The 14,446-nt window shown below is 34.8% G+C and carries 14 protein-coding genes; 8 read left to right on the top strand and 6 right to left on the bottom strand.

The window, feature by feature from the left end; translation table 11 throughout:
• Positions 1 to 32: 32 nt before the first annotated feature.
• The 4 genes from guaB to RB619_RS00655 form a co-directional block, all read right to left on the bottom strand.
• The gene (gene guaB / locus RB619_RS00670; protein WP_308092810.1) at positions 33 to 1,505 is read right to left on the bottom strand and encodes an IMP dehydrogenase; all 1,473 of its coding nucleotides are present in this window, start codon (positions 1,503 to 1,505) and stop codon (positions 33 to 35) included.
• A gap of 283 nt (positions 1,506 to 1,788) precedes the next feature.
• Positions 1,789 to 3,123, bottom strand: coding sequence for a DUF5723 family protein (locus RB619_RS00665; protein ID WP_308092808.1), 1,335 nt, complete (start codon positions 3,121 to 3,123; stop codon positions 1,789 to 1,791).
• 62 nt (positions 3,124 to 3,185) lie between these two features.
• Positions 3,186 to 3,737: a hypothetical protein gene (locus RB619_RS00660; RefSeq protein WP_308092806.1), complete on the bottom strand. Its 552-nt coding sequence runs from the start codon at positions 3,735 to 3,737 to the stop codon at positions 3,186 to 3,188.
• Between the two features lie 80 nt (positions 3,738 to 3,817).
• Positions 3,818 to 4,684: a hydroxymethylglutaryl-CoA lyase gene (locus RB619_RS00655; protein WP_308092804.1), complete on the bottom strand. Its 867-nt coding sequence runs from the start codon at positions 4,682 to 4,684 to the stop codon at positions 3,818 to 3,820.
• 210 nt (positions 4,685 to 4,894) lie between these two features.
• Here RB619_RS00655 and RB619_RS00650 point away from each other — a divergent pair, with 210 nt between their 5' ends.
• Together RB619_RS00650 and RB619_RS00645 are read left to right on the top strand one after the other, a co-directional pair.
• Entirely contained in the window at positions 4,895 to 5,506 is a 612-nt protein-coding gene (locus tag RB619_RS00650; RefSeq protein ID WP_308092802.1) for a hypothetical protein, read from the top strand.
• Positions 5,503 to 6,219 (top strand): DUF3307 domain-containing protein, encoded by a 717-nt coding sequence (locus RB619_RS00645; RefSeq protein ID WP_308092800.1) that lies wholly within the window; start codon positions 5,503 to 5,505, stop codon positions 6,217 to 6,219. Before RB619_RS00650 ends, RB619_RS00645 begins: the two co-directional genes overlap by 4 nt.
• Here the strand turns inward: RB619_RS00645 and RB619_RS00640 are convergent.
• Positions 6,205 to 7,239 (bottom strand): quinone-dependent dihydroorotate dehydrogenase, encoded by a 1,035-nt coding sequence (locus RB619_RS00640; protein ID WP_308092798.1) that lies wholly within the window; start codon positions 7,237 to 7,239, stop codon positions 6,205 to 6,207. The two genes, RB619_RS00645 and RB619_RS00640, sit on opposite strands and share 15 nt — an antisense overlap.
• A 302-nt stretch (positions 7,240 to 7,541) precedes the next feature.
• On the opposite strand from RB619_RS00640, the gene RB619_RS00635 reads away from it, so the two are divergent.
• The 6 genes from RB619_RS00635 (at position 7,542) to RB619_RS00610 (ending at position 13,723) form a co-directional block, all read left to right on the top strand.
• Positions 7,542 to 8,129, top strand: coding sequence for a hypothetical protein (locus tag RB619_RS00635; RefSeq protein WP_308092796.1), 588 nt, complete (start codon positions 7,542 to 7,544; stop codon positions 8,127 to 8,129).
• 17 nt (positions 8,130 to 8,146) lie between these two features.
• Positions 8,147 to 9,379, top strand: coding sequence for a porin (locus RB619_RS00630; RefSeq protein WP_308092794.1), 1,233 nt, complete (start codon positions 8,147 to 8,149; stop codon positions 9,377 to 9,379).
• 87 nt (positions 9,380 to 9,466) lie between these two features.
• Positions 9,467 to 10,489: a DUF6515 family protein gene (locus tag RB619_RS00625; RefSeq protein WP_308092791.1), complete on the top strand. Its 1,023-nt coding sequence runs from the start codon at positions 9,467 to 9,469 to the stop codon at positions 10,487 to 10,489.
• A 105-nt stretch (positions 10,490 to 10,594) separates the two neighbouring features.
• On the top strand, positions 10,595 to 11,737 hold the full coding sequence (locus tag RB619_RS00620; RefSeq protein ID WP_308092786.1) for a formylglycine-generating enzyme family protein: 1,143 nt from the start codon (positions 10,595 to 10,597) through the stop codon (positions 11,735 to 11,737).
• Positions 11,738 to 11,857: 120 nt separating this feature from the next.
• Entirely contained in the window at positions 11,858 to 13,135 is a 1,278-nt protein-coding gene (gene pepT / locus RB619_RS00615; protein WP_308092778.1) for a peptidase T, read from the top strand.
• Positions 13,136 to 13,723, top strand: coding sequence for a DUF1801 domain-containing protein (locus RB619_RS00610; protein WP_308092776.1), 588 nt, complete (start codon positions 13,136 to 13,138; stop codon positions 13,721 to 13,723).
• A gap of 433 nt (positions 13,724 to 14,156) precedes the next feature.
• Here RB619_RS00610 and yajC read toward each other — a convergent pair whose 3' ends face one another.
• Positions 14,157 to 14,432 (bottom strand): preprotein translocase subunit YajC, encoded by a 276-nt coding sequence (gene yajC / locus RB619_RS00605; protein WP_308092774.1) that lies wholly within the window; start codon positions 14,430 to 14,432, stop codon positions 14,157 to 14,159.
• Positions 14,433 to 14,446 lie beyond the last annotated feature (14 nt).

Raw genomic sequence — 14,446 nt, 5'->3', positions numbered from 1 at the left:
ACGCCTTTTGTTTTTATACTGAAAACTAAAAATTATCTAGAATAATTTGGAGCTTCTTTTGTAATTGTAACGTTGTGCGGGTGACTTTCAGTAATTCCACTTGAAGTGATTCTAACAAAACGTCCTGACTCTTGTAATGTCGGAATATCTTTTGAACCGCAGTATCCCATTCCGGCACGAAGACCTCCAATAAACTGAAGCATACTTTCGTTTAATTCACCTTTGTAAGGAACACGACCCACAATTCCTTCTGGAACTAATTTTTTAACGTCGTCTTCAACATCTTGGAAATAACGATCTTTTGAACCAGTTTGCATCGCTTCAACAGAACCCATTCCGCGGTAAGATTTGAATTTTCTTCCTTCAAAAATAATAGTTTCACCTGGAGATTCTTTAGTTCCAGCTAATAATGAACCTAACATTACACAATCAGCACCTGCAGCAATTGCTTTAGGAATATCTCCTGTATAACGAATTCCACCATCAGCAATAACTGGAACTCCAGTTCCTTTGATAGCTGCAGCAACTTCTAAAACTGCTGAAAACTGAGGAAAACCAACACCTGCAACGATACGTGTAGTACAGATAGAACCTGGTCCGATTCCAACTTTTACACCGTCAGCACCATTTTCTACTAAATATTTAGCAGCTTCTGGAGTTGCAATGTTTCCAACAATTACATCTATTTGAGGGAATTTTGATTTTACTTCTTTTAAGGTATTTACAACACCTTCAGTATGTCCGTGCGCTGTATCGATAATGATGGCATCTACTCCAGCGTTAACTAAAGCTTCAGCTCTTTGAACTGCATCTCCAGTAACTCCAATAGCAGCAGCAACTCTCAAACGACCAAAAGAATCTTTATTTGCAATTGGTTTTTGAGTCAGTTTTGTGATGTCTCTGAAAGTAATTAAACCTACTAACTCATTTTTATCGTTTACAACTGGCAGTTTTTCAATTTTATGACCTTGCAAAACTACTTCTGCTTGCTCTAACGAAGTTCCTTCGGCAACTGTTACTAAGTTTTTGCTTGTCATTACCTCAACGATTGGTCTTGCACCATTTTTTTCGAAACGTAAGTCACGATTGGTTACAATTCCTTTAAGGATTCTGTTTTCGTCAACGATTGGAATACCGCCGATTCCGAATTCTTTCATGGCATTTTTTGCGTCTGCAATAGTCGAAGTCATTGGCAAAGTTACTGGATCGATAATCATTCCAGCCTCTGCACGCTTTACTTTTCTAACCTTTCCAGCTTGTTGCTCGATGGTCATGTTTTTATGTAAAACACCAATTCCGCCTTCTTGTGCCATAGCAATTGCCATTGCACTTTCGGTTACTGTATCCATAGCAGCAGATACAATAGGAACGTTTAATGTTATGTTTCGTGAAAATTTTGATTTGATACTCACTTCGCGAGGAAGCACATTCGAGTAGTTAGGTACTAATAATACATCGTCGTAAGTTAAACCTTCGCCGATAATCTTGGAGTTGTGTGCTATCATGGTGCAATTTCTAGTTGAATTGCGTGCAAATATAGTGAATAAATTGGTAACTTGAATACTAAGTAATTCATAAAATTGCATTTACAAGAATCATCTTACAAAACAATGATACCTAGCCCAGATGGAAATGGAAAGCCACGAAAAGCTAAAAAACATTTTTTTCTGGTTTAAAAAAGCGACCAACGGAAGCTCTTTTTAAACCTTGAAAAAAAGTTTTTTAGCTCGAGTGCTTGAAATGTACAGCTGGAAATTGCTTCTAATTATTATTTTAGAATTAAGAAAATTATTCCTCTGAATCTTGAAAAACGAAATTTATACCAATTTGAAATGCTGCACTGCTGGCTTTGGATATATCTTTATATTCTAAGATATTATTTGCCAAGGCATAAATATTTACCATACCAATGGTGCCAGACAGCCCCAAACCAATGTTTGTACTTGAAAATGTATCGACTGTATAAGTGGCTTTTACATCTAATTTTTCGAAAATATTTCTTTTGTAAAAAGCCGTTAAAGCAACAAGTGGTTCTCGTGGCGCAGACATAGCAAAAAACTGAAGTCCGGCAGCATTTCTATAGCGTTCTTTCACTTGTTGTTTACAGTTGCAGTCTTCATTTGAGCGATAATTTCCAAAAGAATATTCGACTGAAGTATATATTTTTGTTGGACGCCAAGTAGTATATTTATCATATAAAGTGTCTCTCGGAATCGCTTTTTTAAATTCATCAAAAACATTTTCTGGATCATCTGGATTCATGAAATCAGGATTTGCACCTTGATATTGATATGTTCCTTTGTAGGTCAGGGTTTCAATATCTTTTGACTGTTTTACAAAACCAAGATCGATAATACTGGCTGTAACCTGAAGATTTTTTTTTAAGTAATACGTTACACCTGCATCAAGTCCTAAACCTAAACTTCCGTTAAAAAAGGTATTATGAGCGATATCTGTTGCTATATTTCCATCATATTCATCTTTCGTAAAGGGCGCAATTCCAGAAGTTTTCAGTTCTAAATTTGACGAAATAACTTGATTATAAAGATTTGGTGTTCCCGGTTCCTGACTTGTATATATATAACCCGAATTGTGAACCGAAACTGCATTTGCACCGCTGGAATAAATTTTAGCACGACCGCCAAGAACTAATTTATCATTCATTTTTTTATGGAAGCCAACATGAAAAACGGAAAGTACTTCAGCTTTAACGTTAAGATCATTAAGATGAAACATTTTTCCGATGTAATCTTTATTTCCATCTAAAGCCAATAAAGCCAAGTCTTTTGGCATGTACATAAAAAAATCAAATTCTTGATAAAGTCCAAAAGAAACGTAGGAACGACTTTCTCTCCCGCCAACTCTAAATCCGCCAGTGAATATTTCCAGCTGTTGATTTGTAACTACTTTATCATTTCGCGAAGATTTATTGATCACATCTCTAACTTTATCATTAAAATCGACTCCATTGTCTGCAAATAAATCATATGCTGAAAAACTGCTCGATCCTGCATTTAGAGAAACGCCAGATAAAACTGGAAAACCAAAGTAAAATTTATACGAAACGTCGGTACCAGGATTTACCAATGAAGATTGCGGAATTGTCGTGAAATTGTACAGCACTTCCTTATTTTGAGAAAAACAAGAAAACTGCAAAAGGAGTCCTAAAATTAAATATTTTATCCTCATTGGATCTCAAAATAAGCTGTTGCACTTGATCGTAACTTTAAGTTTCCTAAACTGTTTTGATCTAGCGGAGTTCCAGACATCATCAGTACAACAAAACCAATTCGCTCGGTTTGTTTTAAAAGTTCTAATCTTTGATTTTCAAAAACTTCAGTAGGAAATTTGATAACATTTGGAGTTCCATTATAAGCAGGAACGCTAAAAGTTTGAGTTATCAGAATTTGATCTTGTGAATTGAGAAGCAACATGTTTATGACAAAACCACGCGCAATAGTATTTTCAATTTCGACATCAAATTCAGCTTTACTTAAATAATCTCGAAGAAACTGTTTTTTAAAAACGTCAAAATATCTAGAATCATAGCCAATCTGATTTCCACCATTATCAGCTAATTCATTTGCCGGAACATCAAAATAAGCGAGATTGGCAACAAAAACCGGTTCTAATTTTAGATCTTTGGTCTGATCAAAATCTAGATCACTCGAACAGGAAATGAACAAGATCGCTACCGCAAAAATCTTTAGGATACTATTGATGCAATTCAATTTCATGGTTGAAAGAATTTTTAAATAATAGTAACAACTGGGGACTGTTGCTTTTATTGCTTTGTTAAGTAAATATAAGATTTTTTTTAATGAAACTTGCCAAATAATTTTGAAGCTTCATTATAAGCACTTTCAAAACTTAAAGAATTCAAGCCTGTTATTTTTTTATTGGCTGTAAAATAAGAAACCAGTTTTTCTGTAGGCATATTCCCTGTCAATTTATCTGTTGCCATAGGACAACCTCCAAATCCCTGAATTGCACCATCAAAACGTGTACACCCCGCTTTTGCTGCGGCATCAATCTTTTCGAACCAGCTTTCTGGAGTGGTATGCAAATGAGCTCCAAACTCAATTTGAGGATATTTCGGAATTAAATTAGAAAAAAGATACGTAATGACCTCCGGCGTTGAACTTCCTACGGTATCTGAAAGGGATAAAATTTTAACGCCCATTCCAGCCAGTTTTTCGGTCCACTCTCCTACTATTTCAACATTCCACGGATCTCCATATGGATTTCCAAAACCCATTGAAAGATAGGTCACGACTTCTTTATTTTTTTTATCGGCAATCTCTAAAATTTCTTTTAAAGTAATTAAAGATTCGGCAATGGTTTTATGCGTATTACGCATCTGAAAATTTTCAGATATCGAGAAAGGAAAGCCCAAATATTGAATAGATTCAAATTCTGAAGCTAAAGTTGCGCCTTGTGTATTAGCAATTATAGAAAGTAATTTACTCGAAGTATCCGAAAGATCAAGTTGTGCCAAAACTTCGGCGGTGTCCTGCATTTGCGGAATTGCTTTTGGAGAAACAAAACTTCCAAAATCAATCGTATCAAAACCTACACGAAGCAATGCCTGAATATAAGTAACCTTATTTTTTGTTGGAATAAAATCCTTTATGCCTTGCATAGCATCTCGCGGGCATTCGATAATCTTGATTTCTTTATTCAAAACTTTTTCTTTTGTAAAGGCTAAGTTAGTTTCTTTTTTAAAGAAATAAAAGCAATTTAATCAGAATCCAAAATTATTACACAAAACTGCAATATTTAAAAAAATTACCTAAAAAGGTAATAAATTAAAATATTACCAAAAAACGTAATAATAAAAAATATTACCTATATTTGTAATAGAAAGTTTATTATTTTTTAATTATATTTGGTTATGACTAGTGTAATTACAGGCGACATTATTGGTTCAAGAAAGCAGAAATCAAATCATTGGGTCGAAGATTTGAAAAAAATTCTTAGTCCGTTTGGAAAAACGCCAAGCGAATGGGAAGTGTACCGAGGTGATGAATTTCAAATTGAAATCAAAAATCCCGAAGATGCTTTATTAGCTGCTATTTTAGTAAAGGCACATTTACGCGCAATAAAATCAGATGCTCGCATGAGTATTGGTTTTGGAGACAAAACACATCATGCTGAAAAAATATCCGAAAGCAATGGCGCCGCATTTATAAATTCGGGTGAACTTTTTGAGACTTTAAAAAAGCAAAAAGTAACTTTAGCTTTGCGAACTGGCGATTCTTCTTTTGATGAAAAAATGAATTTGATGTTGCAATTGGCACTTACTTTTATGGACAGCTGGTTAGTGCAATCAGCAGAATTTGTTGCTTTGGCTATCGAAAATCCGAAATTGTCACAAGAAGAAATTGGGCAAAAATTAGGAATCAATCAGGCCGCTGTAAGCCGAAGGCAAAAACGCGCTCAATTTGATTTAGTTATGAATTTAGACCGATATTTTAGAACTCAAATAAAACAACTTGCCCCATGATTTTATTCGTAAAACTTCTTTTAGCACATTTACTCGGCGATTTTATCTGGCAACCTAATTCTTGGGTTGCTGATAAAGAAATCAAGAAACATAAAAGTATTTACTTGTATCTCCATATTTTGCTTCATGGAGTTTTAGTCGCAGTTTTAGTCGCTGACATCGGTTTTATCCCTTATGCAATATTCATCGCTGTCACACATGGAATTATTGATTTAATCAAATTGAATTTTCAGAAAGCAAAAACAAAGCGCACTTGGTTTGTGGTGGATCAAATTGCACATCTTTTGATTTTAATCGGAATTGCACTCCTTTATCAAAGAAATAGCATTATCCCTATTTTGAATTTTAACGAATTTTGGATTTTGCTTACCGGCTTTTTATTCGTCACAAAACCAGTATCAATTTTCATTAAAACGATAATTTCAATCTGGAGTCCAGAAAGTCAAAACAGTCATCAAGACAATTCGCTTGCCAATGCAGGAAATTACATCGGCATATTGGAGCGTCTTCTTATTGTTTGTTTTATTTTAACCAATCATTTTGAGGCAATCGGATTTTTATTGGCTGCAAAATCTATTTTTAGATTTGGAGATCTAAAAGAAGCCAAAGACAGAAAACTTACTGAATATGTGATGATTGGAACTTTAATCAGTTTTGGAATTGCAATCGTGGCCGGACTTATTATCCAAGCGCTTCTTTTACAATTTAGCTAAAACCTTTTTATTGATTGCTTTTATCAAAGCCGGACCTTCATAGATAAAACCAGTATACAACTGCACTAAACTTGCTCCTGCATTTAGTTTTTCAATCGCATCATCGGCTGAGTGAATTCCACCTACTCCAATAATTGGGAACGCTTTATTGCTTTTTTCCGAAAGAAAACGAATCACTTCTGTAGAGCGTTTCGTTAATGGTTTTCCTGATAAACCTCCCATTTCAGATTGATTTGCAGATTGCAAACCGTCTCTTGAAATAGTAGTATTTGTAGCAATTACACCCGCAATTTGAGTCGTTTTTACAATATCAATAATATCTAATAACTGCTCGTCTGTTAAGTCTGGAGCAATTTTTAAAAGAATTGGTTTTACTTTTTGAGTGCTTGTTTTTTGCTTTTCAATATTTCTGTCTTGCAATGTCTGCAACAAAGCCGTTAAAGGTTCTTTATCTTGAAGTGCTCTTAAATTTGGTGTATTTGGTGAACTCACATTCACTACAAAATAATCAACATGATCAAACAAGGCGTCAAAACAAATGATATAATCTTCAACCGCATTTTCATTTGGAGTAACTTTATTTTTTCCAATATTTCCTCCAATTAAAACTCCCGAATTCTTTTTCAAACGTTCTACTGCTTCAATCACACCGCCGTTATTAAATCCCATTCGGTTAATAATTGCCTGATCTTCTTTTAAACGGAATAAACGTTTTTTAGGATTTCCTTCTTGACCAACCGGAGTTACTGTTCCAATCTCGATAAAACCAAAACCAAAATCTCCAAGCTCTTTATACAGTTTAGCATCTTTATCAAATCCTGCTGCAAGTCCAACCGGATTTTTGAATTTTATTCCGAAAACTTCTCTTTCTAAGCGAGCATCTTTTACTTCATAAATGGCTCTTATAATTGATGAAACTCCTGGGATTTTTGAAATGAATTTTACAAATGAAAAAGTAAAGTAATGCACTTCTTCTGGATCAAACCAAAAAAGTATCGGGCGAATTATCAATTTATACATAAGAATTTTGTTGTGTTGTTTTCGGATGCAAATTTAAATATTATAGTTTAAAAAGGTGCTTTTTTATCTAAAACAAATTATCCGAGTTTTCAGATTGATTTTAATTTCTAAAAACGGAAACACTTCGCAAAAATGAAAAATACTGTTTCAAACTTTGATTTTTAACGTTGCAGATTATAAAATGAAACAAATTCAAGGCTCCTTTCTGTAATGTTTGGATTATTTATTATCTATTTTTGAGACACTTAAGAGATTTACTTGCTTTTAAATTCATTTATATAACAAATTAATAATGAATCGAAATGTTTTACATAAATCATCCTTTTAAAAACATTTTTCTTTCAGCAGTTTTTTTTGTTGTAACGAGTTTTTTTTCAAACAAAATTATTGCTCAGGAAAATGAAGAAAAAGCTTTTCATCCGCATCACCAAATAGGTCTTTCAATAAATCACGTTCACGTTTTTGAAGGCCGAGATGACGAAGGAAATCGAGAAGTTCTAAGTCTTCCGGCTTGGGGATTAGATTACACTTTTCAATTTCACGCAAAATGGGGAATTGGTCTTCACACTGATTTTATTATCGAAAAATTTAAAGTCGAAAAAAATCTGGAAAACGGTGACGAAAAAGAAACAGTTGAAAGAAGTTATCCAATTGCACCAGCAGTAATGGGAATTTATAAGCCAAATGAACACTGGAGTTTTCTTTTGGGTTTTGGAGGTGAATTTGCTAAAGAAGAAGATTATTTCTTGACCAGAGCTGGAGTTGAATATAGTTATGAACTGCCAAAAGGCTGGGAAATTTTTGGAACCGTCAGCTATGATTTTAAATGGAATGCCTATGACAGTTGGGGAATTGGATTAGGAATTGCAAAAAACTTTGGAGGAAAATAAATATTTAAAAACCAATTATGCGCATATATAAAACAAATAAAATTGTTTCGATTTCAAGATTTTTTTTGACATCCTTAATGCTTTTAATTGGTTTAAATGGGATGGCACAGCTCGAAAAAGAAAAAGACACCACAAAATTAATTAAAGTCAGTTATGGCTCAAAAGGAATCGAATTAAGAACAAGAGACAACAAATTTCTTTTTCAATTACAAAGCAGACTTCAATTTCGATTTTCTACACCCAACGATACAGATCCGTTAACCTACGACGATTATAGTCAGGACACAAAAACAACATTCAAAATCAATAGAGCCCGATTAAAAGTTGGAGGACACGCTTTTCATCCTTGGCTGAAATATTATTGGGAATACGAACTCAGCCAGTCTAATTTATTAGATTTTAGGCTGATGGTTGAAAAATGGGAATGGCTGAGTTTTAAAGCCGGGCAATGGAAAGTGGAATACACTCGCGAACGTTTTATAAGCAGCGGTGAACAGCAAACAGTTGACCGATCGTTAATAAACCGTCCTTTCACCGCTGACAGACAAATGGGAGTTGAAATTTACGGACATTTAAAAGGCGCTGGTATTGCCGATTTTAATTACTGGGCCGCAGCACTTACCGGAACTGGACGAGGAAACACTGCAAATGACGACGGAAATCTAATGTATTTTGGACGCGCACAATGGAATTTTCTAGGAAGATTTCTGGACTTTGAAGGAAGCGATTTAGAATTTCACGAAAAACCAACTCCAATTATCGCAATATCAGGCTTGACAAACCGAAGCCCTTATACTCGATTTTCACAATCTGGTGGAGGATCTTTAGAAGGTTTTGAAAATGGATTGCCGGGTCAATACCGCGTTAATCAATGGAATCTCGAAAGTGCTTTTATGTATCGAGGTTTTTCTTGGCAAAGCGAATTGCATACAAAAAAGATCATCGATAAATTAAATTTCGACGATACCACGACATTGAAAGGTTATTATGTTCAGGCAGGTTATTTCTTTAATAATGTTTTTGAATGGTGGCCAAAAAAATTAGAAATGGCCGCTAGACATGCCGGATATCGACCTGATAATTCAATTAAACAAAACTCCCAAGAGGAAACAACTATTGCCTTCAATTGGTTTTTTAATGGACACAAAAACAAATTGACTTCAGAAGTCAGTTATTTCAGTTTTCAGGATAAAACATTGCCTCTAGAACAAGGTTGGCGCTTTAGAATTCAATGGGACATCTCATTATAACTTGCAAAGCTCCGTCAACCGAATTATAGTTAAATTTTACAGGATAAATCATTTTTTTAATAACTTTATAAAACTAAAACTCTGAAAATGAAAAATATAACCTTTACAATTAGAAAAACGATTTGTATGCTTTTTGTGGGATCACTTTTTATGGTTTCAATTGACAGTTTTGCGCAACGCGGACGAGGTGGTTTTCACGGAGCTGGTGGTGGCGGTGCTCATGGAGGCGGAGGCGGTCAAGCAAGACAAGCTAGGCCTGCCAGAGAAGCAAGACCTGCAACACAATCCAGACCTGCTAATATAAATAGACCTTCAACTGCAAACAGACCTGCTAATGTATCGCGTCCAGGAGCTAATAATGGAGGAACCAGAATTAATGGAGGAACTGCCAATAATTCTAATATCCGTAATAAAGGAACTGTAAATAACAGGAACTCAAATAACACGAATAGAATCAACAATTCCGGCAACAGAAACACCAACATAAGCGGTAATACCGTTAATAGAAACAGAAATAATGTAAATATTAACGTAAATAATAGTGTTCATGTTCGCAACAATCGAAACACCGTTGTTAGACCTGGCTATAGACCATACGTCCGCCCTCCTTATGTTTATGGCGGTTATAGATACAATTGTTACCATCCATATTATCCTCGTCCATACAGACCTTTTTATTGGGGACCAGTTTGGCATCCGTGGGGGTTTTTCGTAGCAACATTAGCAACTACAGCAATTATTGTTAGTGTACAGAACGAAAAATATCACTATGATCAAGGAGTTTGGTACAGTTCTACAAGTGGCGGTTATACTGCTGTTCCTGCACCTGTAGGAGGAACTGTAAATAATATTCCAAGCGGAGCAGAAACCGTCAACACAGGAACCGTCAATAATTATTATTACGGAGGAACATATTATGAAAAAGATGGAGGTAAATACACCGTAGTCGCGCCAACCGCTGGAACAGTAGTAGATAATTTGCCTGAAGGAGGTGAAGAAGTCACTATAGGTGATGCAAAATATGTGAAATTTGGTGAAACATATTATCAGCCTGTTCAAGTCGATGGAAAAGACAAATACGAAGTTGTTTCGGTTGAGAAAGATAGTTAAAAATAAATTAGTCTATAAATTCTATAAAATAAATAGACTATTGTAATGTTATTTTTATAATTTTATCACCCAATTAACAAGCACCCTATATTAAAAACTATTATAATGAAAAATAAAACCTATTGGATATTTGCACTACTGACCATTTCAATTATTTCGATCGCTTCTTTTGGATATACTAAATTAGTGGTTCCAAAGCATGAAAAACCTGTCGCAATGGATTGTGCAGAAACTCCAAATACTACAGAAGCATCTGCATTTAAACCAACTATTGAAAACAAAAATAAGCCAGCCGGAAAAGCGCCAAAAGGAATGGTGTGGATTCCAGGCGGTGAATTTTCGATGGGATCAAATGTTGAAGACGAAAGCTTATGCAGTATAAAAGGAGTTACAAAAGATGCGGCTCCTGTTCATCGCGTTTATGTTGACGGTTATTATATGGATCAAACCGAAGTTACAAATGAAGAATATGAAAAATTTGTAAAAGCAACAGGCTACGTAACGGTAGCAGAACAAAAACCAACAAAAGAGGAATTCCCAACGGCTAATGAAGAAGATTTAATAACTGGATCGGTTATTTTTACCCCTACTCCAGCTGCAGTTAATTTAAATGACTTTTTACAATGGTGGCGTTATGAGCCAAATACCGACTGGAGACATCCAGAAGGCCCGCAAAGCAGCATTAAAGGAAGAGAAAAATATCCTGTTGTCCATATCGCTTATGAAGATGCGGCAGCCTACGCAAAATGGGCTGGAAAAAGACTCCCAACGGAAGCAGAATGGGAATTTGCGGCAAGAGGCGGAAAAACTGGAAATCTATACGCATGGGGAAATTCATTAAAACCAAATGGAAAATTCCAGGCTAACATTTATCAAGGGCATTTTCCAATAAAAGATGGTGATACAGGTGAAGACGGATTTAAAGGAATTGCTCCTACTGCACAATTTGCTCCAAATGGATACGGTTTATATGACATGGCTGGAAATGTTTGGGAATGGGTTAACGACTGGTACAGCGTTGATTATTACAAAACTTTAGCAGAAAACGGAGAAGTAGCAAAAAATCCGCAAGGCCCAAGTGCTTACAATGATCCAAATGATCCAACTCAAATTAAAAAAGTACACAGAGGAGGCTCCTTTTTATGTACTGACCAATATTGCACACGCTATATGGTTGGAACCCGAGGAAAAGGTGAAGTTCGATCTGCAGCCAATCATCTTGGTTTTAGATGCGTCAAAAGCAAATAATTAAAAATAAACAAAAAGAGACTTATAAATTTATAAGTCTCTTTTTTTGTTATAAACTGCAAGTAAATTTTTGAAATTAGACCATTTAAAAATTTCTATATTTGCTAAAAAATCAAAAAAATGCAACATATAATAGATCGTTTTATCAGTTATGTAACAATTGATACTGAATCAGATCCAAATTCAAAAACTACTCCAAGTACAGAAAAACAATGGAATCTTGCCAATAAATTAGTTGAAGATTTAAAAGCTATTGGCTTACAAGATGTTACAATTGACGATAAAGCGTACATTATGGCGACTTTGCCAAGCAATGTTGATCATGAAGTACCAACAATAGGGTTTGTTTCGCATTTTGATACATCGCCAGATTTCAGCGGAGCCAATGTAAAACCTCAGATTGTTGAAAATTATGATGGAAAAGATATCGTTTTAAACGCTGAAAAAAACATCGTTTTATCTCCAAATTACTTTAAAGATTTACTTTTATACAAAGGCCAAACCATCATTACAACTGACGGAACAACTTTATTAGGTGCTGATGATAAAGCCGGAATTACAGAAATTGTTTCGGCTATGGAATATCTTATTCAGCATCCAGAAATCAAACACGGAAAAATCAGAATCGGGTTTACTCCTGATGAAGAAATTGGTCGCGGCGCACATCATTTTGATGTTGAAAAATTTGGCGCACAGTGGGCATACACTATGGATGGAAGTCAGATTGGCGAATTAGAATACGAAAACTTCAACGCGGCAGGAGCTAAAATCACATTTAAAGGAAAAAGCGTTCACCCTGGTTACGCAAAAGGAAAAATGATAAATTCGATGCTTTTGGCAAACGAGTTTATCAATGAACTTCCGAAGGGCGAAACTCCACAAGAAACTAAAGGCTACGAAGGTTTTTTTCATGTTCATCATATAAAAGGAAATATTGAGGAAACTGTTTTAGAATTGATTATTCGCGATCACAACAAAAAGAAATTCGAAAAACGTAAAGAACTTATTCATAAAATCGCTAAACAATTCAATAAAAAATTCGCAAAGAAATTTGGCGAAGATATTGTAATTGCTGAAGTCAAAGACCAATATTACAACATGAAAGAAAAAGTTCTTCCTGTTAAACATATTGTTGATATTGCAGAAAAAGCAATGCGAGAATTGAATATAAAACCGATCATAAAACCAATTCGTGGCGGAACAGACGGTTCTCAATTGTCATTTATGGGACTTCCTTGCCCGAATATATTTGCTGGCGGACATAATTTTCATGGAAAATACGAATATGTTCCTGCCGAAAGCATTCAGAAAGCAACAGAAGTAATTGTGAAAATTGCTGAATTGACTGCAATTCCTGGAGCTTTTGATGTTACAGAAAAATCTAAAAGAACAAAATAATTGGAAGCTAAACCAGAAAATAAAGGAATGTGGAAATATGGCGGGCAGTGGGAAGAAGAATTAATCCTGCTCAAAACCATTATTGACAAAACAGTGCTTACCGAAACCACAAAATGGGGAGGTTGTGTATATGTTTTCGACAAGAAAAACGTTGTTGGAATTGGAGGTTTTAAGGATTATTTTGCTTTATGGTTTTTTAATGGCGTTTTCCTGAAAGATGAAAAAAAGAAATTAATAAACGCACAGGAAGAGGTAACAAAATCATTGCGTCAATGGCGATTTACCTCCAAAGAAGATATAAACGAAAAGATCATTTTAGAATATATCGCTGAAGCTATTGAAAATGAAAAGCAAGGAAAAGTCATAAAACCTGCTAAAAAAGAGGCGATTGTTTCTGAACTTTTTGAAAAAGAAATGATTCAAAATCCAGCTTTAAAAGAAGCTTTTCAAAAGTTCTCACCTTATAAACAATATGAATTTTTAGAATATATTGAAACCGCAAAACAGGAAAAAACAAAGCTTACTAGAATTGAAAAAGTAGTTCCGATGATTTTAGCGAATGTTGGGCTGAATGATAAATATAGGTAAATTATTAAATTCCTATTTTCTAAATTCCAAATTCCAAACTATACGAAACCTTTGTCAAAGTTTTAAACTTTGACAAAGGTTTTTCTTTTTTGTCGTTCTAACAAAATTTACCGGTAAAGTTTGTCATTCCGAGGAACGAGGAATCTACACAAGAAACTCTACAAAGATTGTCGATTTTCGTTACAGAGCTGCTTGCGAAGATTCCTCGTTCCTCGGAATGACAAGATTGTGTCAATTCTAGTTAAAGTACAAAGTGATGTCATTTCGACCGAAGGGAGAAATCACACGAGAAACTCTACAAAGATTGGCAATTTTCGTTGCGGAGCTGCTTGTGAGGATTCCTCGTTCCTCGGAATGACAAGATTGTGCAAAAAAAATCCCAAACTCCGTTAAGGAATTTGGGATTTTTAAATTGAAAATTCTTAAAAAAAAATTAAGCTTTTTTATTCAAAGTAGCACTCAATTCTAAAGAAATAGCTGAACGCTCTAATTTTAATTTTCCAGACATTGTTTCGATTACAACTGTAGTTTCTCCAAGTTCAACAACTTTACCGTGAAAACCACTTTTAGTAATTATTTTATCACCTACTTTTAGGCTGCTTTCAAATTCTTTTTCATTTTTCGCTCTTTTTTGTTGTGGTCTGATCATGAAGAAATAGATTACCACGAACATTAAAAGGAACGGTGCAAATTGAGATAATTGTCCCATAATTTAAGTTTGTT

The sequence above is a fragment of the Flavobacterium sp. LHD-80 genome (assembly GCF_030929605.1).
In the GTDB taxonomy this organism is placed as follows: Bacteria; Bacteroidota; Bacteroidia; order Flavobacteriales; family Flavobacteriaceae; genus Flavobacterium.
Note: the sequence above shows the minus strand (reverse complement) of the source record. Positions and strands in the feature narration are given on the sequence as shown.

What these genes read in the sequence shown, in the direction of transcription:
- RB619_RS00635 (WP_308092796.1), top strand. Translation starts at nt 7,542, where the DNA reads ATGTTTTACATAAATCATCCTTTTAAAAACATTTTTCTTTCAGCAGTT.
- RB619_RS00620 (WP_308092786.1), top strand. Translation starts at nt 10,595, where the DNA reads ATGAAAAATAAAACCTATTGGATATTTGCACTACTGACCATTTCAATT.
- RB619_RS00640 (WP_308092798.1), bottom strand. Translation starts at nt 7,239, where the DNA reads ATGTATAAATTGATAATTCGCCCGATACTTTTTTGGTTTGATCCAGAA.
- RB619_RS00650 (WP_308092802.1), top strand. Translation starts at nt 4,895, where the DNA reads ATGACTAGTGTAATTACAGGCGACATTATTGGTTCAAGAAAGCAGAAA.
- guaB (WP_308092810.1), bottom strand. Translation starts at nt 1,505, where the DNA reads ATGATAGCACACAACTCCAAGATTATCGGCGAAGGTTTAACTTACGAC.
- RB619_RS00660 (WP_308092806.1), bottom strand. Translation starts at nt 3,737, where the DNA reads ATGAAATTGAATTGCATCAATAGTATCCTAAAGATTTTTGCGGTAGCG.
- RB619_RS00630 (WP_308092794.1), top strand. Translation starts at nt 8,147, where the DNA reads ATGCGCATATATAAAACAAATAAAATTGTTTCGATTTCAAGATTTTTT.
- RB619_RS00625 (WP_308092791.1), top strand. Translation starts at nt 9,467, where the DNA reads ATGAAAAATATAACCTTTACAATTAGAAAAACGATTTGTATGCTTTTT.
- RB619_RS00645 (WP_308092800.1), top strand. Translation starts at nt 5,503, where the DNA reads ATGATTTTATTCGTAAAACTTCTTTTAGCACATTTACTCGGCGATTTT.
- yajC (WP_308092774.1), bottom strand. Translation starts at nt 14,432, where the DNA reads ATGGGACAATTATCTCAATTTGCACCGTTCCTTTTAATGTTCGTGGTA.
- pepT (WP_308092778.1), top strand. Translation starts at nt 11,858, where the DNA reads ATGCAACATATAATAGATCGTTTTATCAGTTATGTAACAATTGATACT.